At 65.3% G+C, this 24,048-nt stretch carries 21 protein-coding genes; 16 read left to right on the top strand and 5 right to left on the bottom strand.

The genetic code is table 11. The annotated features are described in order from the left end of the window. Nucleotides 1-62: 62 nt before the first annotated feature. The 15 genes from arc (at nucleotide 63) to ACIP9X_RS17520 (ending at nucleotide 17,843) form a co-directional block, all read left to right on the top strand. Nucleotides 63-1,814, top strand: a complete 1,752-nt coding sequence (gene arc / locus ACIP9X_RS17590) for a proteasome ATPase (protein WP_400481044.1) — start codon at nucleotides 63-65, stop codon at nucleotides 1,812-1,814. 50 nt (nucleotides 1,815-1,864) lie between these two features. Beyond that, a complete protein-coding gene (gene dop / locus ACIP9X_RS17585) occupies nucleotides 1,865-3,484 on the top strand; it encodes a depupylase/deamidase Dop (protein WP_400481043.1) in 1,620 nt (539 codons plus the stop codon). A gap of 86 nt (nucleotides 3,485-3,570) precedes the next feature. Further along, nucleotides 3,571-3,771: a ubiquitin-like protein Pup gene (locus tag ACIP9X_RS17580; protein ID WP_400481042.1), complete on the top strand. Its 201-nt coding sequence runs from the start codon at nucleotides 3,571-3,573 to the stop codon at nucleotides 3,769-3,771. Nucleotides 3,772-3,854: 83 nt separating this feature from the next. Next, nucleotides 3,855-4,676, top strand: coding sequence for a proteasome subunit beta (gene prcB / locus ACIP9X_RS17575; protein WP_400481041.1), 822 nt, complete (start codon nucleotides 3,855-3,857; stop codon nucleotides 4,674-4,676). A 1-nt stretch (nucleotide 4,677) separates the two neighbouring features. After that, nucleotides 4,678-5,385 (top strand): proteasome subunit alpha, encoded by a 708-nt coding sequence (gene prcA, locus ACIP9X_RS17570; RefSeq protein WP_400481040.1) that lies wholly within the window; start codon nucleotides 4,678-4,680, stop codon nucleotides 5,383-5,385. Between the two features lies 1 nt (nucleotide 5,386). Next, a complete protein-coding gene (pafA, locus tag ACIP9X_RS17565) occupies nucleotides 5,387-6,751 on the top strand; it encodes a Pup--protein ligase (protein ID WP_400481039.1) in 1,365 nt (454 codons plus the stop codon). Nucleotides 6,752-6,864: 113 nt separating this feature from the next. Next, on the top strand, nucleotides 6,865-7,791 hold the full coding sequence (locus ACIP9X_RS17560) for an FKBP-type peptidyl-prolyl cis-trans isomerase (protein ID WP_400481038.1): 927 nt from the start codon (nucleotides 6,865-6,867) through the stop codon (nucleotides 7,789-7,791). 41 nt (nucleotides 7,792-7,832) lie between these two features. After that, a complete protein-coding gene (locus ACIP9X_RS17555; RefSeq protein ID WP_400481037.1) occupies nucleotides 7,833-8,228 on the top strand; it encodes an FKBP-type peptidyl-prolyl cis-trans isomerase in 396 nt (131 codons plus the stop codon). A gap of 141 nt (nucleotides 8,229-8,369) precedes the next feature. Beyond that, nucleotides 8,370-10,355, top strand: coding sequence for a helix-turn-helix transcriptional regulator (locus ACIP9X_RS17550; RefSeq protein WP_400481036.1), 1,986 nt, complete (start codon nucleotides 8,370-8,372; stop codon nucleotides 10,353-10,355). A 10-nt stretch (nucleotides 10,356-10,365) separates the two neighbouring features. Then, complete coding sequence (locus ACIP9X_RS17545) at nucleotides 10,366-10,755, top strand: hypothetical protein (RefSeq protein ID WP_400481035.1); 390 nt, start codon at nucleotides 10,366-10,368, stop codon at nucleotides 10,753-10,755. Nucleotides 10,756-10,790: 35 nt separating this feature from the next. Continuing rightward, nucleotides 10,791-11,063: a Sec-independent protein translocase subunit TatA gene (gene tatA, locus ACIP9X_RS17540; RefSeq protein WP_400481034.1), complete on the top strand. Its 273-nt coding sequence runs from the start codon at nucleotides 10,791-10,793 to the stop codon at nucleotides 11,061-11,063. A 48-nt stretch (nucleotides 11,064-11,111) separates the two neighbouring features. Continuing rightward, nucleotides 11,112-11,906 carry a twin-arginine translocase subunit TatC gene (gene tatC / locus ACIP9X_RS17535; protein ID WP_400481110.1) on the top strand — a complete coding sequence of 265 codons (795 nt, stop codon included), beginning with the start codon at nucleotides 11,112-11,114 and terminating at the stop codon, nucleotides 11,904-11,906. Nucleotides 11,907-11,930: 24 nt separating this feature from the next. Next, on the top strand, nucleotides 11,931-14,831 hold the full coding sequence (locus ACIP9X_RS17530) for a DEAD/DEAH box helicase (RefSeq protein ID WP_400481033.1): 2,901 nt from the start codon (nucleotides 11,931-11,933) through the stop codon (nucleotides 14,829-14,831). Nucleotides 14,832-14,885: 54 nt separating this feature from the next. Continuing rightward, the gene (locus ACIP9X_RS17525; protein WP_400481032.1) at nucleotides 14,886-16,568 is read left to right on the top strand and encodes an amidohydrolase; all 1,683 of its coding nucleotides are present in this window, start codon (nucleotides 14,886-14,888) and stop codon (nucleotides 16,566-16,568) included. 528 nt (nucleotides 16,569-17,096) lie between these two features. Then, a complete protein-coding gene (locus tag ACIP9X_RS17520) occupies nucleotides 17,097-17,843 on the top strand; it encodes a polyprenol monophosphomannose synthase (protein ID WP_400481031.1) in 747 nt (248 codons plus the stop codon). 113 nt (nucleotides 17,844-17,956) lie between these two features. On the opposite strand, the gene ACIP9X_RS17515 is transcribed toward ACIP9X_RS17520, so the two are convergent. The 4 genes from ACIP9X_RS17515 to ACIP9X_RS17500 form a co-directional block, all read right to left on the bottom strand. After that, nucleotides 17,957-18,304: an RNA polymerase-binding protein RbpA gene (locus ACIP9X_RS17515; RefSeq protein WP_400481030.1), complete on the bottom strand. Its 348-nt coding sequence runs from the start codon at nucleotides 18,302-18,304 to the stop codon at nucleotides 17,957-17,959. A 288-nt stretch (nucleotides 18,305-18,592) separates the two neighbouring features. After that, nucleotides 18,593-19,543, bottom strand: coding sequence for an SPFH domain-containing protein (locus tag ACIP9X_RS17510; RefSeq protein ID WP_400481029.1), 951 nt, complete (start codon nucleotides 19,541-19,543; stop codon nucleotides 18,593-18,595). A 102-nt stretch (nucleotides 19,544-19,645) separates the two neighbouring features. Further along, nucleotides 19,646-20,107, bottom strand: coding sequence for an NfeD family protein (locus ACIP9X_RS17505; protein WP_400481028.1), 462 nt, complete (start codon nucleotides 20,105-20,107; stop codon nucleotides 19,646-19,648). A gap of 125 nt (nucleotides 20,108-20,232) precedes the next feature. Beyond that, the gene (locus ACIP9X_RS17500; protein ID WP_400481027.1) at nucleotides 20,233-21,117 is read right to left on the bottom strand and encodes a methyltransferase domain-containing protein; all 885 of its coding nucleotides are present in this window, start codon (nucleotides 21,115-21,117) and stop codon (nucleotides 20,233-20,235) included. Between the two features lie 114 nt (nucleotides 21,118-21,231). Between ACIP9X_RS17500 and ACIP9X_RS17495 the strand changes: the two genes are divergently transcribed. After that, nucleotides 21,232-23,382, top strand: coding sequence for a S9 family peptidase (locus ACIP9X_RS17495; protein WP_400481026.1), 2,151 nt, complete (start codon nucleotides 21,232-21,234; stop codon nucleotides 23,380-23,382). On the opposite strand, the gene ACIP9X_RS17490 is transcribed toward ACIP9X_RS17495, so the two are convergent. Next, nucleotides 23,379-24,044, bottom strand: coding sequence for a peptide deformylase (locus ACIP9X_RS17490; RefSeq protein WP_400481025.1), 666 nt, complete (start codon nucleotides 24,042-24,044; stop codon nucleotides 23,379-23,381). The genes ACIP9X_RS17495 and ACIP9X_RS17490 overlap by 4 nt on opposite strands. Between the last annotated feature and the right edge of the window lie 4 nt (nucleotides 24,045-24,048).

Genomic DNA, 24,048 nt, shown 5'->3' with positions numbered 1-24,048 from the left:
AGCAGTACCTGCCAAGTTGGGGCTATGGTCTTAACAGAAGCGCAGGAAGGGGCTGATGCATCATGGAGACGCCAAACAATGACTCCGTGCCTACTCCGGCCGAGCAGTCGGCAGCCAATGAGCTGTCTGTTGCAGACCGGCAGGTCAACATCCTTCGGGATAAGCTGCGGCATATCGACCGCCAGCTGGCCGCTGCCACACAGAACAATTCCAAGCTCGTGGCGATGCTCGAAACGGCCAAGGCCGAAATCCTCAGGCTGAAAAACGCCCTCGACCAGGAGGGCCAGCCGCCGTACAGCTTCGGCACGATCCTCCAGCTGAACCCGCGGCGGCAACCCACCTCAGGGAGCAGCGGGCAGGCCGCCACCGAAGAATCGGCCGACATTTTCAACGCCGGGCGGAAGATGCGGGTGGGCATCAGCCCGCTCGTAAACATCAACCAGCTGGCGGTCGGCCAGGAGGTGCTCCTCAACGAAGCCCTCCTCGTCGTGGCCGGCCTCGGCTACGAGCGGGCCGGCGAGCTTGTGACGCTCAAGGAATTGCTTGGCCCCGACCGCGCCCTCGTCCTCGGCCGTGCCGATGAGGAACGCGTCATCCGGCTGGCCGGACCACTGCTGTCCGAGAAGCTGCGGGTGGGCGACGCCCTGTCCATCGATTCCCGGACCGGTTACGCCCTGGAGAAAGTCCCGCGGTCCGAGGTGGAGAACCTGGTCCTCGAGGAAGTCCCGGACATCACGTACGAGGACATCGGCGGCCTGGGACCCCAGATCGAGCAGATCCGGGACGCCATCGAACTGCCCTTCCTGCACCCGGACCTGTACCGCGAACACGGCCTCAAGGCACCCAAGGGCATCCTGCTTTACGGCCCTCCCGGCTGCGGCAAGACCCTGATCGCCAAGGCGGTGGCCAACTCCCTTGCAGCCCGCGCCGCGGAGCGCTCGGGCAACATCGACCTGAAGAGCTACTTCCTCAACATCAAGGGCCCCGAACTGCTCGACAAGTACGTCGGCGAGACCGAGCGCCACATCCGCCTCATCTTCTCCCGGGCACGCGAGAAGGCCTCGGACGGCAGCCCGGTGGTCGTGTTCTTCGACGAGATGGATTCCCTGTTCAGGACACGCGGCACGGGCATCTCCTCCGACGTCGAGACAACCATCGTGCCGCAGCTGCTCAGCGAGATCGACGGCGTGGAGCGGCTGGACAACGTGATCGTCATCGGCGCCTCCAACCGCGAAGACATGATCGACCCCGCCATCCTCCGGCCGGGACGCCTTGACGTGAAAGTCAAGATCCAGCGCCCGGACGCCGAGGCGGCGGCCGACATCTTCAGGAAGTACATCACCACGGATCTTCCGTTCCATGAGGATGACCTCGTCGAGCATGACGGGGACGTCCAGGAGACGGTGGACGCCATGATCCAGCGCACCGTGGAGGCCATGTACTCCACGGAGAAGTCCAATGAGTACCTCGAGGTCACCTACGCGAACGGTGACACGGAAATGCTGTACTTCAAGGACTTCAACTCCGGCGCCGTGGTGCAGAACGTCGTTGACCGCGCGAAGAAATACGCGATCAAGGACCTGCTGATGACACACCAGAAGGGCCTGCGCATCGATCACCTGCTCAGGGCTGTGGTGGACGAGTTCCGCGAGCATGAGGACATGCCGAACACCACGAACCCCGATGACTGGGCACGCATCTCCGGCAAGAAGGGCGAACGCATCACTTACATCCGCACCATCGTCCAAGGCAAGGCTGGGCAGGAGCCAGGCAAGTCAATCGAGACGATGCCTAACACGGGCCAGTACCTGTGACCCCGGGCTCCGAGGTGGCGCCCGGGGGAGCTCTCCCCCCGGGCGGCGCCATGCGGGTCATGGGATCGGAAACCGAATACGGAATCCACGCCCCGTCCGCCCCGGGCGCCAATGCCACCATGATGTCCGCCCGGGTGGTGCAGGCCTACGCCCAGGTCACTCGGCTGCGCGCAGCCGGGGGTGCAGAAACGCGGTGGGACTACACGGACGAGGAACCGCTGCATGACGCCCGCGGCTGGACGCTTGAACGCGGACAGGCCCACCCGAGCCAGCTCACCGACCAGCCCCCGGTGCTCGACGCCGAGGCCGTCGCCCTCGCCTATGGGCGTGAAGAGCTGGAGCTGGAGGGTGAGGACGAGTCGGGCTCGCTGCTGATGAACATGGTCCTGGGCAACGGCGCGAGGCTGTACGTCGACCACGCTCATCCGGAATACTCCAGCCCCGAAGTGACCAACCCGTCCGACGCGGTGGTCTGGGACACTGCCGGCGACCTCGTGGCGCTGGCGGCCGTCCGGCGGCTGGCAGGGGATCCCGAGCTCCCGCCCATCAATCTCTACAAGAACAACACGGACAACAAGGCGGTCTCCTACGGGTCGCACGAGAACTACCTGATGCCGCGGTCCGTCCCTTTCAGCGACATTGTCCGCGGGCTGACACCGTTCTTCGTGACACGCCAGATCATCTGCGGCTCCGGCCGCGTGGGGATTGGCCAGGACAGCTCGCGCCCCGGCTTCCAGATCAGCCAGCGCGCGGACTTCTTCGAGGCCGAGGTCGGCCTCGAAACCACCATCCGCCGCCCCATCATCAACACCCGCGATGAGCCGCACGCCACGGCGGACAAGTACCGCAGGCTCCATGTGATCATCGGCGACGCGAACCTGAGCCAGGCCTCCAACTACCTCAAGTTCGGAACCACCGCCATGGTGCTGAGCCTCATCGAGGCGGGACTGGCGCCGCGGATTGAGGTCCACGAGCCTGTAGCGGCGCTGCAAAGCATCAGCCATGACACGTCGCTGACGGCGAAAATCCGGCTGGCGGACGGCCGCCGGGTGACGGCCTTGGACGTCCAGTGGATGTACCACGAGGCCGCAGCCAAGCTCGCCCAGGACACCGGCGTCGCCGACGTCGTGGACGGGGACGGCCACACGCATGCCGTGCTCGAGCGGTGGGCCAGCACCCTGACCCAGCTGGACAGCGACCGCGCCGCCGCGGCCTCGTCCGTTGAGTGGCTTGCCAAGCTCTCCATCCTTGAGGGCTACAGGCAGCGCGACGGCCTCGACTGGGGCGACGCCCGCCTTGGGCTCGTGGACCTGCAATGGGCCGACATCCGGCCGGAAAAAGGGCTCTACTACCGCCTGCTCTCGCGGGAGCGCATGCAGCGCATAGTGAACGACGCCGACATCGCCGCCGCGGTGACGGAACCGCCGTCGGACACCAGAGCCTACTTCCGCGGGCGCTGCGTGAGCAGCTTCAGCAAGGACGTGGTCGGGGCGAGCTGGGACTCTGTCATTTTCGATGTTCCCGGCTACGGAAGGCTGCAGCGGGTGCCCACCAGGGAGCCGCTGCGGGGCACAAAAGCCCTCACCGGCCCGTTGTTTGCGCGGCACCGCGAGGCGGGTCCGTTCCTCGCCGAACTGCTCGGATCAACACCTGCTCCGCCACCGGCATAAAGACCCCCGAAGAACCCCTTGGCGTGGCAATATGGGCATACAGGATGTCCTGCCGGAACCGGCAGGACTGACAGAAGGAGATGAACATGGCAGGGCAGGAGCAGCAGCAGCCGCAGCCACGCGACAGCGAGGTTGAAGAAGAGGTCCCCGCGCCGCCCGCACCGGCGGAGGGACAGGCATCTGAATCCACGCAGGGTGTCGATGACCTTCTGGACGAAATCGACGGCGTCTTGGAATCCAACGCCGAGGAGTTCGTCCGGGCATTCGTGCAAAAGGGCGGACAGTAACCCGGCAGCGCCCTACCCCGCACGGGCACGGAGGCAAAGAGGTACCGGATCGCCGCTGAATTACACGTTGAAGGAGTGCATCAGTGCAGGAGACAACAGCCAACAAGGTAGCCGCCAACGCGACATCGTCGTTCACTGAGCATCTCCAACGCGACCGTCCTGACCTGCTTCCATACAACAGGACGCCGGCCGACAGCCAGCCGGCCGGCACGCACCTGCAGGTGCCGCACGCCACCACGATTGTGGCCATGACGTATGCAGGCGGCATCGTCATGGCCGGTGACCGCCGCGCCACCATGGGCAACATCATTGCCAGCCGGCACATCGAGAAGGTCTTTCCCGCGGACCAGTACTCTGTTCTCGGCATCGCCGGGACGGCCGGCATCGCGATAGACCTTACCCGGCTGTTCCAGGTCGAGCTGGAGCACTACGAAAAAATTGAAGGCACGCTGCTGAGCCTTGACGGTAAAGCCAACAGGCTCGGCGCGATGATCCGCGGCAACCTCCCCATGGCCATGCAGGGGCTGGCCGTCGTTCCGCTGTTTGCAGGCTTCGACACCGCGGCGGGTGTGGGGAGGCTGTTTTCCTACGACGTGACCGGCGGCCGCTATGAGGAGCAGGAGCATCACGCTGTCGGCTCCGGCTCCATGTTCGCCCGCGGCGCTTTGAAGAAGCTGTGGCGCCCCAACCTCACCGAAGACGAAGCCGTCTCCGTGGCGGTGGAATCCCTGTACGACGCCGCCGATGACGATTCCGCCACCGGCGGCCCGGACCCAATCCGTCAGCTGTGGCCGGTGGTCTATAGAGTCAACCGCGCGGGCGCCCGGCGCGTCCCGGAGCAGGAGCTGGCCACCATCGCCGGGAACATCATCGAATCCAGGGCTGCCGCCCGGCGGGAGGCCTGAGATGACCCAGCAGTTTTATGTTTCGCCCGAACAGCTGATGAAGGACCGTGCGGATTTCGCACGGAAGGGCATCGCCCGCGGACGGTCCGTGGTGGTGATCAGCTGCGAGGACGGCATCGCCCTGGTGGCGGAGAACCCCTCTCCGTCGCTGCACAAGATCGGCGAGATTTACGACAAAATTGCCTTCGCCGCCGTGGGCAAGTACAACGAGTTTGAAAGCCTCCGCCAGGCCGGCGTGCGCTACGCGGATGTCCGCGGATACTCCTACGACCGGGAGGACGTCACCGCACGCGGGCTCGCGAGCGTCTATGCCCAGAGCCTCGGCGCCGTCTTTACCGCAGAGCAGAAGCCCTTCGAGGTGGAACTTGCCGTTACGGAGGTGGGGCCGTCCCAGGACCGGGACCATCTCTACCGGCTCACGTTCGACGGCTCCATCGCCGACGAACACGGTTTCATCGTGATGGGCGGGCAGGCCGACAAAGTCTCCGGCGCCGTCGAAACCGGATGGCAGCGCGACCTTTCCTTCGCCGCCGCAATACGCCTTGCCGTCAAGGGGCTTGTGACGGATGATGAATCCCCCGATCTTCCCGCCAAAGCCCTGGAAGTTGCAGTGCTCGACCGGGGATCGGAAAGCAGCCGGGGTACCAGGCGCGCTTTCCGCAGGTTGTCCGACACCGACGTCATGGACCTGCTGGCTAAGGAGAGCTGAGATGGACAAGAGGATTTTCGGGATCGAGACCGAATTCGGCATTTCTTATTCGAGCCCCGATTCACGCCCGCTGGCGCCCGAGGAGGTGGCCCGGTACCTCTTCCGCAAAGTGGTGAGCTGGGGCCGGTCATCGAACGTCTTCCTGACCAACGGTTCACGCCTGTACCTCGACGTGGGCTCGCACCCGGAGTACGCCACGGCCGAGTGCGACGACCTCGCGCAGCTGATCGCCCACGACCGGGCCGGGGAACTTATCCTCGATGACCTCGTGGACGAAGCCCAGTCACGGCTGGCCGCGGAGGGCTTCAACGGCACGGTGTACCTGTTCAAGAACAACACCGATTCTGCGGGCAATTCCTACGGCAGCCATGAGAACTACCTGATTCCCCGCCGCGGGGAGTTCACCCGGCTCGCGGAAATCCTCATCCCCTTCCTGGTGACCCGGCAGCTGATTGCCGGCGCCGGGAAGATCCTGAAGACACCGCACGGCGCCACGTACGCTTTCTCCCAGCGTGCCGACCACATCTGGGAGGGCGTTTCCTCCGCGACCACCAGGTCCCGGCCCATCATCAACACCCGGGACGAACCGCATGCGGATGCCGAGTTCTACCGCCGGCTCCACGTCATCGTGGGTGACTCGAACATGTCCGAGACCACCGCGCTGCTCAAGGTGGGCACCGTTGACCTGATCCTGCGGATGATCGAGGCCGGCGTGATCATGCGGGACATGCGGATGGAGAACCCCATCCGCAGCATCCGCGAGATCTCCCATGACCTGAGCGGCCGCGCACTGGTCCGGCTGGCCAACGGCCGGCAGCTGACCGCCTTGGAGATTCAGCAGGAGTACCTGAACAAGGTCACGGCCTTCGTTCAGGAGAACGGCGCGCACAACCCGCACGTCCCGCTGATCCTGGATCTGTGGGGGAGGACCCTGCAGGCCATCGAAAGCGGCGACACCAGCACCATCGACACCGAAATCGACTGGGCGATCAAGAAGAAGCTCATGGACGGTTACCGGAACCGCCACGGCCTGGGGCTCGACTCGCCGCGCATTGCGCAGCTGGACCTGACCTACCACGACATTTCCCGCAGCCGCGGCCTGTACTACCTCCTGCAGTCACGCGGCGCAGTCCGCCGGGTCACTGAGGAAACCACAATCAAGGACGCCGTCGATGCCCCGCCGCAGACCACGAGGGCGAAACTGCGCGGTGACTTTGTCCGCCGGGCGCAGGAGCTCGGTCGCGATTACACCGTGGACTGGGTTCACCTGAAGCTAAATGACCGGGCGCACCAGACCATCCTGTGCAAGGATCCGTTTCGCAGCGTCGATGAGCGGGTGGATGCTCTTCTGGACTCTATGGGCTGATATTCAGGTTCAGGCGTTACTCTGGAATAGGCCGTTTTGCGGCCGGAAGTGCTCGGCCGGAGGCACCCGATGCTCCGGCACGGCATCCATCTTGCCCCGACGAAAGTTCTTACGTGCGCCGACTACTTGCAATTCTCATTCCCGGACTGCTTCTGCTGACCGCTTGCGCCGGGGAGCCTGCAGCCCCGGAACCGACCAGCCAGTCCGCAGGTGAGACAGCAAAGCTGGACTCCCTGAAGCTGACTGAAAACGGAGACAAGAAGGCTCCCAAAGTCGAATTCACCAAACCCCTGGACGTCGCCGAGCCCACGGTGAAGGTGGTGACCGAAGGCGGCGGGGACCGGGTCAAAGCCAACCAGATCGCCGAAGTTTCCGTCCTCGCCCTGAATGGCAAAGACGGATCCACCCTTGATGACGGCTTCCCCAAGGAACCGCAGCCCGTGGAGCTGAACGACCAGCTCAAGACCCAGAGCCCCATCATCTACAACGCTTTTGTGGGCGCGAAGATCGGTTCGCAGCTGGCCCTGGTAGCGCCGGGCAAGGCCGCCGCGGAGGGCGTCCCGGCCCAGCCGTCGCAGCTGCTCATCATCAAGGTCGTGTCCGCCAAGGACGCGCCGAAGGTTCTGGACAAGCCTGAAGGCGACGCCGTCACGCCGCCTGCCGGCCTGCCGAAGGTCACGGAGAAGGACGGCGTGCCCGAACTGGACGTCAAGGGAGTCGCCGCCCCCAAGAAGCTCATCGCCCAGGACCTGATCAAGGGCAAGGGCCCTGAGGTGAAGGCCACGGACACGCTGACCGTGAACTACGTGGGTGTCGCCCTGGCCAGCGGCAAGAAGTTCGATTCAAGCTTCGACCGCAAGGAGAAGGCTTCCTTCCCCTTGAACGGCGTCATCAAGGGCTGGACCCAGGGCCTGACCGGCAAGACCGTCGGCTCCCGTGTCCTCCTCGTCATCCCCAAGGACCTCGCCTATGGCGATGCGGGCCAGGGTGAAGCGAAGGGCGACCTCGTGTTTGTCGTCGACATCCTCGGCGTCAAGTAAGTTCTTTACAGTAGTTCCGTTACCAAACAGAAGGAGCATCCATGTCATTTGGCCAGCGCAACATTGACCGCGAGAAGCCCGAAATCGACTTCCCCGAGGGCCCGGTCCCCACCGAACTCGTCATCACCGACCTCATCGAGGGCGACGGCCCCGAGGCGAAAGCCGGCGACACCGTCTCCACCCACTACGTCGGCGTGGCCTGGTCCACCGGCGAAGAGTTTGACGCATCGTGGGGCCGCGGCGCTCCGCTGGACTTCCGCGTCGGCGTCGGCCAGGTCATCCAGGGATGGGACCAGGGTCTCCTCGGCATGAAGGTCGGCGGCCGCCGCCGCCTGGAAATCCCTTCCGAGCTGGCCTACGGCTCCCGCGGCGCCGGTGGAGCCATTGGCCCTAACGAAGCCCTGATCTTCGTCGTGGACCTCGTTGGCGTCCGCTGACCCACTCACTTCCTGCTGCACCCCTGGTCCCTGACCGGCACCGGGGCACAGCTGAAGGCGCGGTAACAATCGGAAGGCAATTTCCGAAGTGTTGCCGCGCTTTCGCGTTTTTCAGAGACCGGCTTTAGTAACGTAACCAGAGTGTCCGCACAACGTACAGAACGCCTGCTGAACCTCCTGATCGCCCTGCTGAACTCCCGGTACGGGCTGCGCCGCAGTGAGCTTCGGGAGAAGATCTACGACGCCGCTGCCAGCGACGCGGCCTTCAGCCGGATGTTCGAGCGGGACAAGAACGACCTGCGGGACTTCGGCTTTGAAGTGGAAACTGTCACCGATCTCGGCTGGAGCTCCGACGATCCGGCCACCACCCGATACCGGATCGGTAAGGAATCGAACCGCCTTCCGGACGTAGAACTCACCCGGGACGAATGGACGGTGCTGCTGCTGGCCTCCCAGCTGTGGGAGCAGGCCGCGCTGGGTCCTGCCGCCACCAACGCCATGCGCAAGCTGCAGGCTTCCGGCAGCCTTGCCGACGTGGAACTTCCCGCCGGGCTGCAGCCCCGGATCAAGCCGGCGGGACAGGCGTTCGAGGACCTCGTGGCGGCCATGCACAGCCAGCATGCCGTCCAGTTCAGGTACCTGGCCGGCAGTACCGGCAGGGAAGAGGAACGCACGGTAGAACCTTGGGGCTTGGGCAGCCGGTTCGGTCAGTGGTACCTGGTGGGCTTTGACCGGGGCCGCGGCGCGCAGCGGTTCTTCCGGCTCTCCCGCTTCACATCGGCAGTTTCGGTGCTCACCAAGGAAACCTTCACGCCGCCCGCGGGCTTTAACGTCCGGGCCGAACTGGACAGCCTCCCCGAGCTCCCGCTCCAGTCCGCCGTCGTCGACGTCCGGAAGGACCGCCTGCTGGGGCTGCGGAAGCGGGCCGCGCCGGTTTTGGATTCTCCCGACGGCGGAACCCCCGACGGCGGGTGGGACCGGCTGTCTGTCCCGTACCGGGACGCCGAGCTGCTCGGCGAGGAACTGGCGTCCTACGGCCCGAACGCCAGGGTGGTGTCCCCCGAGGACCTCGCCACTGCAGTGCAGCGCCGGCTTGAGGCCGCCGCTGCCTTCCTGGCCGCGCCTGCGCCCTCCTATATGTTCTCGGACGGCAGCTCAGGAAAGCGGGCCCGCACACGGACCTCGGAGGACCAGCTGAAGCGCATGCTCCAGCTGGTGCCCTTCCTAGTCCACAACCAGGGACTCCACATCCAGGACGTGGCCGACAGGTTCGGAATTACGCGGCGTGAGCTCGAAGCCGACCTGCTGATCCTCATCTGTTCCGGACTTCCACAGGGCTACCCCGATGAGCTCCTGGATATCCAGTGGGAGGATGACCACGTCTTCATCACCCAGTCGCTGGAGCTCAACAAGCCTGTCCGGTTCACGGTGGACGAGGCCTGCGCCCTGCTGACAGGCCTAGAGACACTCAACGGCCTGCCCGGCGTCGCCGAAGGTGGGGCCTTAGAGTCCGTCACCCTCAAGCTCATGGCGGCCGCCGGTGAGGAAGGGCTGCGTGCGGCCTCTCTGTCCGGTCCCGAAGTGAGCCCCGCCAACACCGCCAGCCTCGAGACGATCCGCGGTGCCATCGCCGCCGGAGAGCAGCTCCACCTCGTCTACTTCTCTGCCCAGAAGGATTCCCTTTCAGAACGCGACGTGGACCCCCTGCGGCTCTACTCCATGGACAACACCTGGTACTTCGAGGCCTACTGCCACTCCGCGGCCGGCGTGAGGAACTTCAGGCTCGACCGTATTGAGGATCTTCAGCCGACCGGGAAGCCTGTCTCACCGCCGGTACTTCCCGACGGCGGATTTCCGGCCAAGCTCTTCACCCCGAACGACGACGACACCCTGGTGACCGTTCAGCTCACCGCCCGCGGCGCCGGCCTGGCGGACGACTACTACGCTGAGCGGACTGCTGCCTTGCCCGACGGCGGCCTGGTGGCAGAGATCCGGTTCGGCAGCACCGCATGGCTGCCGATGTTCGTGGCCCAGCATGGCGGGGCGGTGCGTATTCTGGAGCCTTCGGTGCTGGCCGACGCCTCGCGGGATTGGATCGAAGCAGCCCTGGCCCGGGACGCCGGATAGACTACTCAGCATGCCTTGGTGGTCATGGATCCTGATCTGGATAGCGCTGATAGCGCTTTCCCTGCTTTTCTATCTGTTGCTGGGAATCCGGCTGTTCCGGAAATTCATGGTGACCGTGCGGGAACTGGGTGCTGCCGGAGAGAAGCTGGGCCATCTGCCGGACGCCAGCCCCGTTCCCGGTAACCCCGGTGCCTCCGACCCCGCGGATGACCCAGACGGCGACGCCGCGTTCCGGCCGCACCTGGCGCCGGGAGCTGCAGTCTTTGCCTCACCGCACCGGATGCGCCATGATTACCACGCATCCAAAGCTTCCCGGGCCGAGGCCCGGCGGCAGCGCCGGATCCGGCGCAAGGCCGGCCGCGGACAGCCCCAGAGGCTGCGCGACATCGAATTGGGATAAACGTAGGATGTACTTAAACGAAAGGACCACCCGCCATGAGGCTTGAAGGCTGGCATCTCATCATCATCATCGTTCTGGCATTGGTGCTTTTCGCTGCACCGAAGCTTCCCGGCATGGCCCGGAGCCTCGGGCAGTCAATGCGGATTTTCAAGTCGGAAGTCCGCGAAATGAAGAAGGACGACACCGCCGCCGGCACCCAGGAGGGTACGGGACCGGTTGAAGGCCGCGTCGTGAACCACCCGCGCTCCACCACGCCGGACAGCAATCCGTCTGACGGTAATGAAACCCAGCCGCCCAACCGCGCCTAAGTAAATATGGCAGTAACCATGAGTCGTCGATCAAATCCTGAGGGACGGATGGCTCTGCTTGACCATCTGAAAGAGCTCAGGAACCGGCTGTTCAAATGCGCCATCGCGGTAATCCTTGCCACTGTCGCGGGATTCCTGGTCTATCAGCCCATGCTTGCGGCCCTGATCAAGCCGATCGACGACCTCAACCGGAATGAGGGCCGCCAGGCGAGCCTCAACTTTGATGGCGTGGCCAGCTCGTTCGACCTCATGATCCAGGTGTCAGTCTTCCTGGGCCTGATCATCGCCAGCCCCGTATGGCTCTACCAGCTGTGGGCCTTTATCGTGCCTGGCCTCCACAAAAAGGAACGCCGGCTCGCGTTGTCGTTTGTAGCGGCGGCCGTGCCACTGTTCGTCGGCGGTGTCACCCTCGCATGGCTGGTACTGCCGAACGCTGTCCGTGTCCTGACTGACTTCACGCCCACCGGCGGATCCAACTTCATCAGCGCCCAGGTCTACCTGTCGTTTGTGCTGCGGCTGCTGCTGGCCTTCGGTGTGGCCTTCTTGCTGCCTGTTGTCCTTTTTGGATTGAACCTGGCGGGAATCCTCCGCGGCGAACAGCTCGTCAAGAGCTGGCGCATCACTGTCTTCCTCGTATGCCTGTTCGCAGCGATGGCAGCTCCCGGAGCGGACGCCATGAGCATGTTCTATCTTGCAGGTCCCATGCTTGCGCTGTTCTTCGCCGCCATCGGGCTGTGCGTGCTCAATGACCGCCGGCGCGACCGCAGGGCCGCGAAGCAGGCGGCGGAGACAGAAGCCACAGCCGATGTCGGAACTCCGGGCAGCGAGCTGAAGAATCTCTAGGCCGCACCCCGCTAGGCTTGAGACATGTCCATATCACCGGATTCACTGTCGCCAGCCGAACGATACAGGGCCAGCGCTGAACGGATGGCGGAATCCAAAACCCATATCGGATCATTCGCCCGCACCCTGGGCTTCGAACTGGACGACTTCCAGCGACAGGCATGCCGTTCCCTTCAGGAGGGCAAGGGAGTCCTCGTGGCCGCGCCCACCGGCGCCGGCAAGACCATTGTTGGTGAATTCGCCGTCTACCTGGCGCTGCAACGGGGGCTGAAAGCTTTCTACACCACGCCCATCAAGGCCCTTAGCAATCAGAAATACACCGAGCTGGCCGAGAAGTACGGCCAGGACAACGTCGGGCTGCTGACGGGCGATACCAGCATCAACGGCGACGCTCCCGTTGTGGTGATGACAACCGAGGTCCTGCGGAACATGCTGTACGCCGACTCCGCCACCCTGGACGATCTTGGCTTCGTGGTCATGGACGAGGTCCACTACCTTGCCGACCGCTTCCGCGGTGCCGTGTGGGAGGAAGTCATCATCCACCTCCCCAGTGAGGTCCAGGTGGCTTCGCTGAGCGCCACCGTATCCAACGCCGAAGAATTCGGTGCGTGGCTGGACACCGTCAGGGGCGACACGGACGTCATCGTCTCCGAGCACCGCCCCGTGCCTCTTTGGCAACACGTCATGGTCGGCAGGGAAATAGTCGACCTGTTCGCCGGAGAAACCACCTTCGACGAGATTGCTCCGGCGGGCAACCCCGGGGTGGTCTCTGCCGTGCCCGAGGCGCCTTCCCCGGACGACGCCGGCCGCCGCGGCTTCGAAGTCAATCCGGAGCTGCTGACGCTATCCAGGGCCGAAAGCCAGCTGAACTTCCAGGGCCGTTTCGGCCATGGCGGACGTAGCCAGCGGCGGCAGCAGCGCCAGCGCAATGACGACAGGCCCCAGCAGGAGAGCAGGGGCACCGTGCGCAGGGCAAGCAGGCCCCAGGTGATCGCAAGCCTGGACCGGCAGGACCTTTTGCCGGCGATCACGTTCATTTTTTCGCGCGCAGGCTGTGACGCGGCCGTTTCCCAATGCGTGGCCGCCGGCCTGTGGCTCACCACGGAGAAGGAACAGCGCATAATCGCCCAGCGCGTCGATGAGGCAGGCCAGGACATTCCCACCGATGACCTGGAAGTGCTGGGCTTCTGGAACTGGCGCGAGGGCCTGCTCAAGGGCATTGCAGCCCACCATGCGGGGATGCTGCCGACGTTCAAGGAGGTCGTGGAGAAACTCTTCGCCGACGGCCTGGTGAAAGCCGTCTTCGCCACGGAAACCCTGGCGCTTGGCGTGAACATGCCGGCCCGCTCGGTGGTCCTCGAAAAGCTGGACAAGTTCAACGGCGAGGCACACGTGGACATCACGGCCGGTGAATACACCCAGCTCACCGGACGGGCAGGGCGGCGGGGCATCGACGTCGAAGGTCATGCCGTGGTCCTTTGGCAGCCCGGCACCGACCCGGCGGCGGTTGCGGGTCTCGCTTCGCGGCGGACCTATCCGCTGAACTCCAGCTTCAGGCCCACCTACAACATGAGCATTAACCTTCTCGCCCAGTTCGGCCGGCCACGGGCCCGGGAGATCCTCGAGTCCTCGTTTGCCCAGTTCCAGGCCGACCGGTCCGTGGTTGGCCTGGCAAAGCAGGTGCGGAGCCGCGAGGAATCGCTGGCGGGGTATGCCAAGTCCATGACGTGCCATCTCGGCGACTTCACGGAGTACGCCCGTTTGCGGCGTGAGCTTTCCGACGCCGAGAACTTTGCCTCGCGCGGCAAATCCAGGGCGCGGAGGGCGCTGAATGAGGATTCGCTGAGCCGGCTTCTGCCCGGTGATGTTGTGGATGTCCCTGCTGGCCGCGCTCCGGGATATGCGGTGGTGTTGAGCTCGGACCACACCTCGCGCGAACCGCGGCCCGCCGTGCTCACCCTGGAGAGCCAGCTGCGCCGGATCGGCGTCGATGATCTTGAGGGTCCCATCGTCCCGCTCACCAGGATCCGGATTCCCAAGTCTTTCAACGCGAAAGTTCCCAAGTCACGCCGCGATCTTGCTTCGTCCGTCCGCAACGCCCTGCGGGAGAACCGGCCGCCTACCCGGGGCAGCAGCCGGAACACGGACTTCGGCCTCGGCTCCGCGGTCCAGAACCAGGAAAAGAAGATCGCCGAACTCCGGCGCGCCCTGCGCGCGCACCCCTGCCACGGCTGCAGCGAACGCGAGGACCACGCGCGCTGGTCGGAGCGCTGGTGGAAACTGCGGAAGGAAACGGACGGCCTGGTCCGCCAGATCCAGGGCCGGACCAACACGATCGCCAAGACCTTTGACCGGGTCTGCGACGTCCTGTCGGCCTACGGCTATCTGGAGTCTCCGGAGCCGGGCACGCACACAATCAGCCCGGACGGCCAGCGGCTGCGCCGGATCTACGGTGAGAAGGACCTGCTGATTTCGCAGTCCCTGCGCCAGGGCGCCTTTGATGACCTCGACGCCGTGGAGGTGGCCGCCCTTGCCAGCGTGCTGGTGTACCAGGCCAAGCGTGAGGACCGCGGCCTGCGCCCCCGTATGCCCAGCGTCTCGCTGGAGACATCTGTGGACATCGTGGTCCGCGAGTGGTCTGCGCTGGAGGATATTGAGGAACAGAACAAGCTGCCCCTCACCGGTGAGCCGGAGCTCGGTCTGGTCTGGCCGATTTACAAGTGGGCCCGCGGCCGGCATCTCCAGGACGTGCTCAGCGGCACGGACCTCGCCGCCGGCGACTTCGTGCGCTGGGTGAAGCAGGTGATTGACCTGCTCGACCAGCTGGCCAAGATACCGGGCCTGGAGCCCCGCCTGGCGAGGCTGTGCGGCGACGCCATCAAGATGATCAGGCGGGGAGTGGTGGCCTACTCAACGGTCGCCTGACCTGGCTTCCTGATCCGCACACCAAAAACCAACAAGCAAGGAGTCCCGCCCCGCATGACCGATGCACCCTCCAGCGGAACGGCCGGCACACGCCGCGCCGCAACGCTGTACCGCAATGGTTCCGTCTACACCGCCGCCGATCCTTTCGCCACCGCCATGGTGGTGGACGGGGACACCGTGGCGTGGGTCGGGTCCGAACAGGCAGCCACGTCGATTGCCGACAGTTCAATGGAGGTTATTGACCTCCGCGGCGCCCTCGTGGCCCCCGGATTCGTTGATTCCCACGTGCATCTCACGGACACCGGCATTGCGTTGGAGTCCCTCGAACTCGGAAGCGTCCGTTCCGCCCGGGAACTCCTGGACGCCGTGGCGGGGGCAGCAGCCGGAGGCTCGGGGCCCCTCCTTGGTCACGGCTGGGACGAATCCCTGTGGACCGATCCAACTCTCCCGGGGCAGGCCGAGCTGGAGCGGGCCGCCGGCGGCCGCCCGGTCTACCTCTCGCGTGTGGACGTGCACTCCGCCCTCATTTCGCCGTCACTCGCCGCGGCGGTCCGGGCCGAAGAGTTTGACGGCTACTCCGACGACGGGCTGGTCAAGCGCCAGGCGCATGCGGCCGCGCGGCTGGCTGCCCGGGACCTCCCCGAGGAGACACTCAGGGCCTTCCAGAAGCGGGCCCTGGAAGAGGCTGCGGCCAACGGCTACGTAGCCGTTGCCGAAATGGGCGCGCCCCAGATCGGCAGCATGCTCGACCTGCAGCTCGCGGCGGGTTGGAACGCCACCGGGGATACAGCGGCTGGAGACACGATAAAGACCCGGCCGGAGATCCTGCCCTACTGGGGACAGCTGGTCGCGTCGGTCGCAGAGGCCGAGACGGTGCTCGCGGAACTGGGCGTACCGGTGCGCGGCCTGGCCGGTGACCTGAACATCGACGGTTCGATCGGTTCCCGGACAGCCGCCCTCAGGGCCCCTTACGCCGATGCACCGGGGGAGCGGGGCGCGACTTACCTTTCCACGGACGAGGCCGCCGCACACCTGGCTGCCTGCTCGCTCCTGGGAATCCAGGGCGGCTTCCACGTTATCGGCGATGCCGGTCTGGATGCCGCCCTCGATGCCCTGGATCTGGCTGCCGCCGAAGTCGGGGAGCAGCGCATCCGCGCCGCGGGTCACCGCTTTGAGCATGTCGAACTGGCTGATGCCGACGCGATTGAGAGGCTCGCCAAGTACTCCATCACTGTGAGCGTCCAGCCTGGTTTTGATGCTGCCTGGGGCGGCCCCGGCCGGCTGTACGAGCAGCGGCTCGGCAGCAGGGCTGCTGACATGAATCCCTTTGCCTCGTTCTACTCTGCCGGTGTTCCCATCTGCTTCGGCAGCGACAGCCCGGTGACGCCGCTGCGTCCATGGGCAGCTGTGCGGGCATGCTTGGAGCACAGCAACCCGGCTCAGCGGATTTCCGCCCGGGCCGCCTTCCTCGGGCACACCCGGGCCGGCTGGCGTGCGGCCCGGCAGGCCAATCCGATGGCGGGGCAGCTCGTGCCGGGTGCGCCGGCGTCGTTTGCCGTGTGGGACGTCGAGGAGCTCATGGTCCAGGTTGCCGACGGGCGGGTGCAGTCCTGGAGCACAGATCCACGCGCACGCACCCCGCTGCTGCCGGCCCTCGACACCGGTACTGATCCGCGGTGCCTGCAGACAGTGCGGGACGGCCTGGAACTGTACTCCGCCGAAGCTTTGCGCTCCTGAGCCCACGCTCGCGGGCCACGCAGGCGAACCTCCCAGCTCGCGACGGACCCGGCTCCGCTGGAACCCGGGTCCGCAACAATGCGGGTCCCCAACAATCCGGGTCCGCAACAATCCGACGCGGAAGCGGTTTTTGGCCTGCTGGTGCCGTTCGGAAAGGCCGCCCTGACCTGCGGTGATCCATGAAGGAGCAGGTCAGGTGCCGGTTGACACTCAATTGCCGGTCCGTAGCATTGAGGATCACGGACGGGCGCAGTTGGACCGGTGTCAGTCCCGGCCACTCGCGGCGGTGGCGTTTCGTGGGCGGGTCCATGGCGCAGCAGAAAACAGTTCCCCTACCGGCATCGCGTGTTCCGGAACTGGCCCGAGGCGCCTGGACCCGCCCATGGCAGCGGGTCCCCATGACAGCGCATCGGTCGCGCAAAACCGGGTAGAAAAACGACCTTATAATGGAGAGTTGCGTTTTCCGGGCCGGACTCTTTATCTCCGCCCCTGCGCACAGACCGCTCCCATCCAGGAAAGGCCTCCCGAGTGCGTGTCCTCACCATCATTCCCACCTACAACGAGCTGGAGTCGCTTCCCATAACCCTGGGTCGCCTGCGTGCTGCAGTGCCGGCATCCGACGTCCTCGTTGTGGATGACAACAGCCCGGACGGGACCGGACAGCTCGCCGACCGCTTTGCCGCCGAAGACAGCCAGGTCCACGTCCTGCACCGCAAGGGCAAGGAAGGGCTGGGCGCCGCGTACATCGCCGGTTTCAAATGGGGTCTCGAGGCCGGCTACGACGTACTGGTTGAGATGGATGCGGACGGCTCCCACCAACCCGAACAGCTGCCCCAGCTGCTCGACGCTGTGGAACAGGGCGCCGACCTGGCCATGGGTTCCCGCTGGGTGCCCGGCGGCAGCGTCGTCAACTGGCCGATGTACCGGCAGGCGATTTCCCGCATCGGCAGCACCTACGCCCGCATCATGCTGGGCGTCAAGATCAAGGACGTGACCGGAGGCTACCGCGCCTTCCGCCGCACAACCCTTGAGAAACTCAACCTGGACCAGGTGGAGTCAGTCGGTTACGGGTTCCAGGTGGACCTGGCGTGGCGGGTGGCGAAACTGGGCCTGAAAATCGTGGAATGCCCCATCACGTTCGTGGAGCGTGAACTCGGGGCTTCGAAGATGAGCGGGCACATCGTAGTCGAAGCCATGATCAACGTGACCAGGTGGGGCCTCGCTGCCCGCTGGGACAAGCTGAAGGCCCGCAAGCCAGTCACTGCTGGAAGCTAGCCGCCGGCAAGGCAAAGGCCGGATCCGCTGCGCATGCTGGGGATCCGGCCTTGTGCGTTGAACCGGGCTGGTTCGAACTGGACTACCCGACCCGGGCTAGGTGGGTAATACAGCTAGGCTGAGCGCCTCTCGCCACGACGTTCACGCAGGATGGTCAGGCGGTCTTCGAGGATCTGCTCGAGCTCGGGCAGCGTACGGCGTTCCAGCAGCATGTCCCAGTGTGTACGGACAGCCTTTTCATTGCTGGTGTCCGGGCGTTCGCCATCAACGAGCAGCGCTTCCTTGCCGGTCTTGGAAACCCAGACTGGGGGAATTTCGGCCTCGGAGGAAAACGTGACAAAAACCTGTTCGCCGTCCTCGCACCTGTATTCAACCCGCTGGCGCGGAGCCGGCTCCACACCGGACTCAGTCTCCATGCTTTGGGCGCCAAGACGCATGCCCCGCAGGCTGCGATCGCTCATGATTTCTCCCTCTGGTCGGTTCGCGGAGCGGGCTCCGCGCTAGCCGGAGGTTTCAAAGCTGCCTCCGGACTACGTTGTGCTCTACGTAGCATCTCTAAATGGAACGCTTTGCCAAGCAATGTTGTTCCGACCGGAGTGATCCGACCGGACAAATATCCTATTATACCTGATCGTGCGGCCGCCAGCAACGGAAGCAACGGAAGCAACGGAAGCAACGGACCACCGGCAGCAACGGATGCCCGCTTCCGCCCCTGGCGGCGCTGCCAGAGGAGGGGCGGGAACCTAGCGCTAAGACGCCGGCTGCTTTCCGGTGTCCTCGGACGGGCCGAACAGGTCCCCGGACCGGGGATCCATGGCAGTTCCACCAAGGGCGTTGCCGATGCCCTTCAAAGCTTCGCCGACTTCGCTCGGGATGATCCACAGCTTGTTCGAGGAACCCTCAGCGAGCTTGGGAAGGGTCTGGAGGTATTGGTACGCGAGGAGTTTCTGGTCCGGGTTGCCCTTGTGGATGGCGTCGAACACCTTTTGAATCGCCTGCGACTCACCGTCCGCCCGGAGGATGGCAGCCTTGGCATCGCCCTCTGCCTTGAGAATGGCCGCCTGCCTCTGGCCTTCGGCAGTCAGGATGGCGGACTGCTTGGTGCCCTCAGCGGTGAGGATGGCGGCCCGCCGGTCGCGCTCGGCCCGCATTTGTTTTTCCATCGAATCCTGGATGGAGTGCGGGGGGTCAATGGCCTTCAGTTCAACCCGGGAGACGCGGATGCCCCAGCGCCCGGTTGCCTCGTCCAGTACGCCGCGGAGCTGGCCGTTGATCTGGTCGCGTGAGGTCAGTGCCTCTTCCAGATTCAGTCCGCCGACCACGTTGCGCAGCGTGGTGGTGGTCAGCTGTTCCACGGCCTGGATGTAGTTTGCGATTTCATACGTCGCAGCGCGGGGGTCGGTCACCTGGAAGTAGACCACTGTGTCGATGGACACCACGAGGTTGTCTTCGGTAATTACGGGCTGCGGCGGAAACGAAACCACCTGCTCGCGGAGGTCCAGCAGCGGCAGCAGGCGGTCCACGAACGGTATCAGGAGAGTCAGCCCGGGATTCAGGGTCCGCTGGTACTTCCCGAGGCGTTCGACCACGCCCGCCCGGGCCTGAGGCACGATCCGCACTGCACGCACCAGCACGATGACAACAAAGACAATCAGGACCAGCATCACAATTGTGAGGGCGGCTCCTCCTGGACTCTCCATACTTCTCCTTCATTCCCCATATTTAAGTGAAGCTCTGCCGGAGGCGGCCTGGCCGCCGTATCTGCCGCTGCCGGACTGCGCGCAGCAGAATCTTGGGTGGCGCTATTGGACGGCGGATTCCGACTGAGGTGCCACAACCGCCGTCGCGCCTTCAATGGCAGCGACGATGACACGCTGGCCTTCGGTGAGGGTTCCTGAATCGGATCGTGCGCTCCAGATGTCGCCGCCGATCTTCACGCGGCCGCCTGTGGCGGACACCGCCTCCATGACCAGCGCGGTTTCGCCGATCAGGCGGTCAACATTCGTGCGCTGTTCAGCGGGTCCCTTGTGCAGGTGTTTGAGCGTGACGGGCCGGACAAAGGCGATCATGAGCAGGGACACGACGCAGAAGACAACGATCTGGAGCCACAGATCGGCGCCGGCGAAGTCGGCTACGAGCGCGGCGAGTGCGCCGCCGCCGAGCATGATGAAGAAAAGATCGAGGGTCAGCATTTCCACGGCTGCGAACGCGAGGAAGACCGTGAGCCACAAGGCCCACCAGTTTTGGCCCAACCATTCAAACATTCGTTACCCCCTTGACTCCGGGGGCTGCGGGGCAGACCCTCAGTGACTTTCTTCCATCCTAGACCGAGGGGGCGACACCCGGCAGGGGAGCGGCGCCATCCGGAAGAACGTGGCCGAGCCGTTACTTAAGCAACCGGCTGGCGGGGGAGAAAGACGCTGATTCTGAACCTGGCGGCGACAAGGGTCGCGGCTGGGAGGCCGGACAGGCGCACGTCCAAGGCGGCACGGTCGGTATGGTGGCCCGCCGGTCCCATCAGGGCCACGTTGGCCACGTCCACGGGCGAGAGTTCCAAATCAAGATCGAGGTCCTCCGCGCCCAGCAGCTCGAAGTGCCCGGCCAGTGACTCAGCAAGCCGCTCCTCCTTCGCCGGCTCGATTCCGAGCATGCCGGCCTGGCTTGCGATGTCCTGAAGGTGCCCCGGGCGCGGCGTGACGACCACCAGCCGGCCCCCAGGCCGCAGGACCCGCGAAAATTCTGCGGCGTTCCGGGGTGCAAACACCACGGTCACGACGTCCATGGAAGCATCCGCCACCGGCAGCGGCTGCCATATGTCGCACACCATGTTCACCGCTTCGGGGTTGAGCCGTGCGGCGCGCCGCAGCGCGAACTTCGAGATGTCCAGTCCGACGGCGGCCGGAGGAGCGTCCGCGCGGGGAAGATCGAGGATGGCGCGCAGGTAGTGGCCCGTGCCCGTGCCGGAATCGAGCACCGCCGGATCCGCTCCCTGCAGGGCTGGTGCGGCGGCGGCCGCAACGGCCTCTGCCAGCGGCCGGTAATGCCCGGCGTCGAGGAAGGCTGTACGGGCGGCGACCATGTCGGGAGTATCTGCCTCGAACGATGTTCCCTTGCCCACCAGCAGATTGAAGTAGCCCTGTTTGGCGGCGTCGAAGCTGTGGCCATCGCTGCAGACGAGGGCGCGGATGCGCGGGTTGGCAGCCGTGTCCGCAGGCAGGGGCGAGAGTGTATTCCGGCAGACCGGACAAACCAGGGGCGGCAGGCGGGGAGGCATGAGGACAATCCTAGGGCCGCCGCCGGAGCGTTCCGCACAGAGTCTTCCGTTGAGGGCGGCGCGGGGATGGTGAGGTGTTTCACACGCCTGGGGTGAAGCGCTAGGCTCACGTGGGTGAAGCCTGAACACCTGCCGCTGCTTAAGTCCGTCTCCGCTCCCGCCGTCCACCCGGACGGGACCCGCGCCGTTGTTTCCGTGATTCGTGCCGATTTCGACGCCGACACTTACGTTGGCCAGTTGTGGTCCGTGCCGCAGGATCCGGAAAGACCGGCCCGGCGGGTGACTCGCGGTTTCCGGGACACGGCACCGGCTTTTTCACCGGACGGCCGCGTTCTCGCCTTCCTGCGCTCCGCTCCCGGCGGCAAGCCGCAGCTGTACATGGTGGAGGCGGCGGGCGGTGAGCCGCAGGTCCTGACAGACCGGCCCCTCGGGGTTTCCTCCTTCGCCTGGTCACCCGATTCACAGCACATCGTCTTTGGTTCACGCGAACCTGAGGACGGCCGCTACGGCACAGTGGACGGCGTTGGTCCCGGCGGCGAAGATGCCCGCTTCATCACCAGCTTCAAGTACCGGATGAATGGTGTGGGCTATACCCAGGACAAGCCGCTGCAGCTGTTCGTCCTGGAGGTCCCGGATCTTGGCGCGGAGCCGCCGGTTCCCTTGGCAGGGCGCGCCCTCAAGGCCAGTAAGTCAGCAGACGGCGGCGGGCAAAAGGACAAGGCCGGCGGGGCCGAGGGTCAAGCCCAAGCGCCAGGAGAACCAGCCGTTGCCGCCGGACTTCCTGACGCGAAGCAGCTCACATCCGCCGCCACGGACCATACCGGCGAGTCCTTCAGCGCGGACGGTCAATGCGTGTACTTCGTGGCCTCCCTCCATCCCACGGAGGATGAAGACCTCGTAAGCGGCATTTACCGGGTACGCGTTGGCGGCGGGGAACCGGAACAGGTCCCGGTGACCACCGCGGACCCCCAAAGCATTCATGATGTCCGCGAGTCGCAGGACGGGAAATGGCTGTTCTTCACTGCCCAGGACCTCGGCGCTTCCGGCCGTGATTTCGTGGCCAAGAACACCGTCCTGCACGTCATGCCTGCCGGCGGCGGCGAGGATCGCGCCCTCAGCGACGCCGAAGCCATGGATGTTGCCGCTCCCGGAAGCCACATCGGGCTCCGGGGCCGGGATGCAGCACTGGTTCTTAACAACGCCCAGGGCACAGTGGAGCTGCTCCAGTTCAGCGCCACGGGCGACCATGCCCTGCTGGTTCATGGCGACCGCGTAGTCACCGGGGCCGGTGTTGCGGGAGATTCCGTCTTCATCAGCTTCACTGATGCTTCCACGGCAGGCGACGTTGCCTGCCTCGACCAGGGCCAGCTGCGGCTGCTGTCTGACTTTTCGGCGGAGCTCCGGACTGAAGCGGGCATCATCGAGCCCCAGGAGCTGGTCTTTCCGTCCGCCGACGGCCACGAGGTGCACGGGTGGGTGGTGATGCCGCCGGGGCCGGGGCCGCATCCCGTGCTGCTCAACATCCACGGCGGACCCTTCGCGCAGTACTCCGTGGGGCTGTTCGACGAGGCCCAGGTCTACGCGGAAGCCGGGTATGCAGTGGTGATGTGCAACCCGCGCGGCTCCGCCGGTTACGGACAGGCGCACGGCCGGGCCATCAAGGAGCGGATGGGCACTGTGGACATGCAGGATGTCCTGGCCTTCCTGGACGGGGCCCTGGACAAATTCGCTGCCCTGGACTCCGGCGCTTTGGGAATCATGGGCGGCTCCTACGGCGGCTACCTGACGGCGTGGACCATCAGCCAGGACCACCGGTTCAAGGCTGCGATCGTGGAGCGGGGCTTCCTCGATCCTGTCAGCTTCACCGGCTCATCGGATATCGGCTGGTTCTTCGGCGGCGAGTACACCGGGCTCCTGCCGGAGCAGGTCGCAGCGCAAAGCCCGATGGCCACGATCTCGGACGTGCGGACGCCCACGCTGGTCATCCACAGCGAGGATGACCTCCGCTGCCCGGTGGAGCAGGGGCAGCGGTATTTCACGGCGCTGAAGCAACAGGGCGTCGAGTCGGCGTTCCTGGTGTTCCCGGGCGAGGACCATGAACTGTCCCGGTCCGGCACGCCGCACCACCGCCGCCAGCGTTTCGAGCATATCCTCGCATGGTGGGCACGGCACCTTCCCACAGCATCAAACCGCGCGGAGGATGACCAGGACAGACTTGCCCGCACCGGGGATGACCGGGCCGGGGAGGGCCAGGCAGCGGGCTAGGGGAGATCCGGCAGGAACCCGAGCTCTTGGCGGGCCTGCTCGATGCCCGGTTCCGCCCACCGTGCCGCGTACTCGCTGGTGGTGGTGAGGGACCGGAGTTCGGCCCTGTCGATGTACAGGGTCCCGTGGAGGTGGTCCGTTTCGTGCTGGACGATCCTCGCCTGCCAGCCGCTGAAGTCACGGGAGGTGCGTTCTCCGTCCGGAGCCGTGTAGTCGAGCCGGATGCTTTGGGCGCGTTCCACCACCGCCTGCAGCCCGGACAGGGACAGGCATCCCTCGAAGAAGGTTGCAGTCCCGGCTCCCAGGGGCGTGTAGGAGGGATTCAGGACGGCGAAGAATTCAAGAGGTTCCCGGCCCCGTGCAGCAGCGATCTCCTCATCAATCTCGAACTGGTCTTCCAGGACGGCCAGCTGCAACGGGATCCCCAGTTGCGGTGCCGCCAGACCCACTCCGGGCGCCGCGTGCATGACATTCCTCATCACACCGATCAGAGCGGAGAGTTCCGCCGCATCCAGCTGCCCCTCGAAGGGTGCTGAACGTTGCCGAAGGGCGGGGTGGCCGGCTTGGACAATGGCCGGCAACGCGTCGGACGTCAGCAGTTCATGCACCATCTCCCGGATCTGCGCGGAGGAGCTGGACGTGGGCGGCGGCTCGGGGTTCATGGAG

It is taken from the genome of Arthrobacter sp. NPDC093125, from assembly GCF_044754225.1.
In the GTDB taxonomy this organism is placed as follows: domain Bacteria; phylum Actinomycetota; class Actinomycetes; order Actinomycetales; family Micrococcaceae; genus Arthrobacter.
Note: the sequence above shows the minus strand (reverse complement) of the source record. Positions and strands in the feature narration are given on the sequence as shown.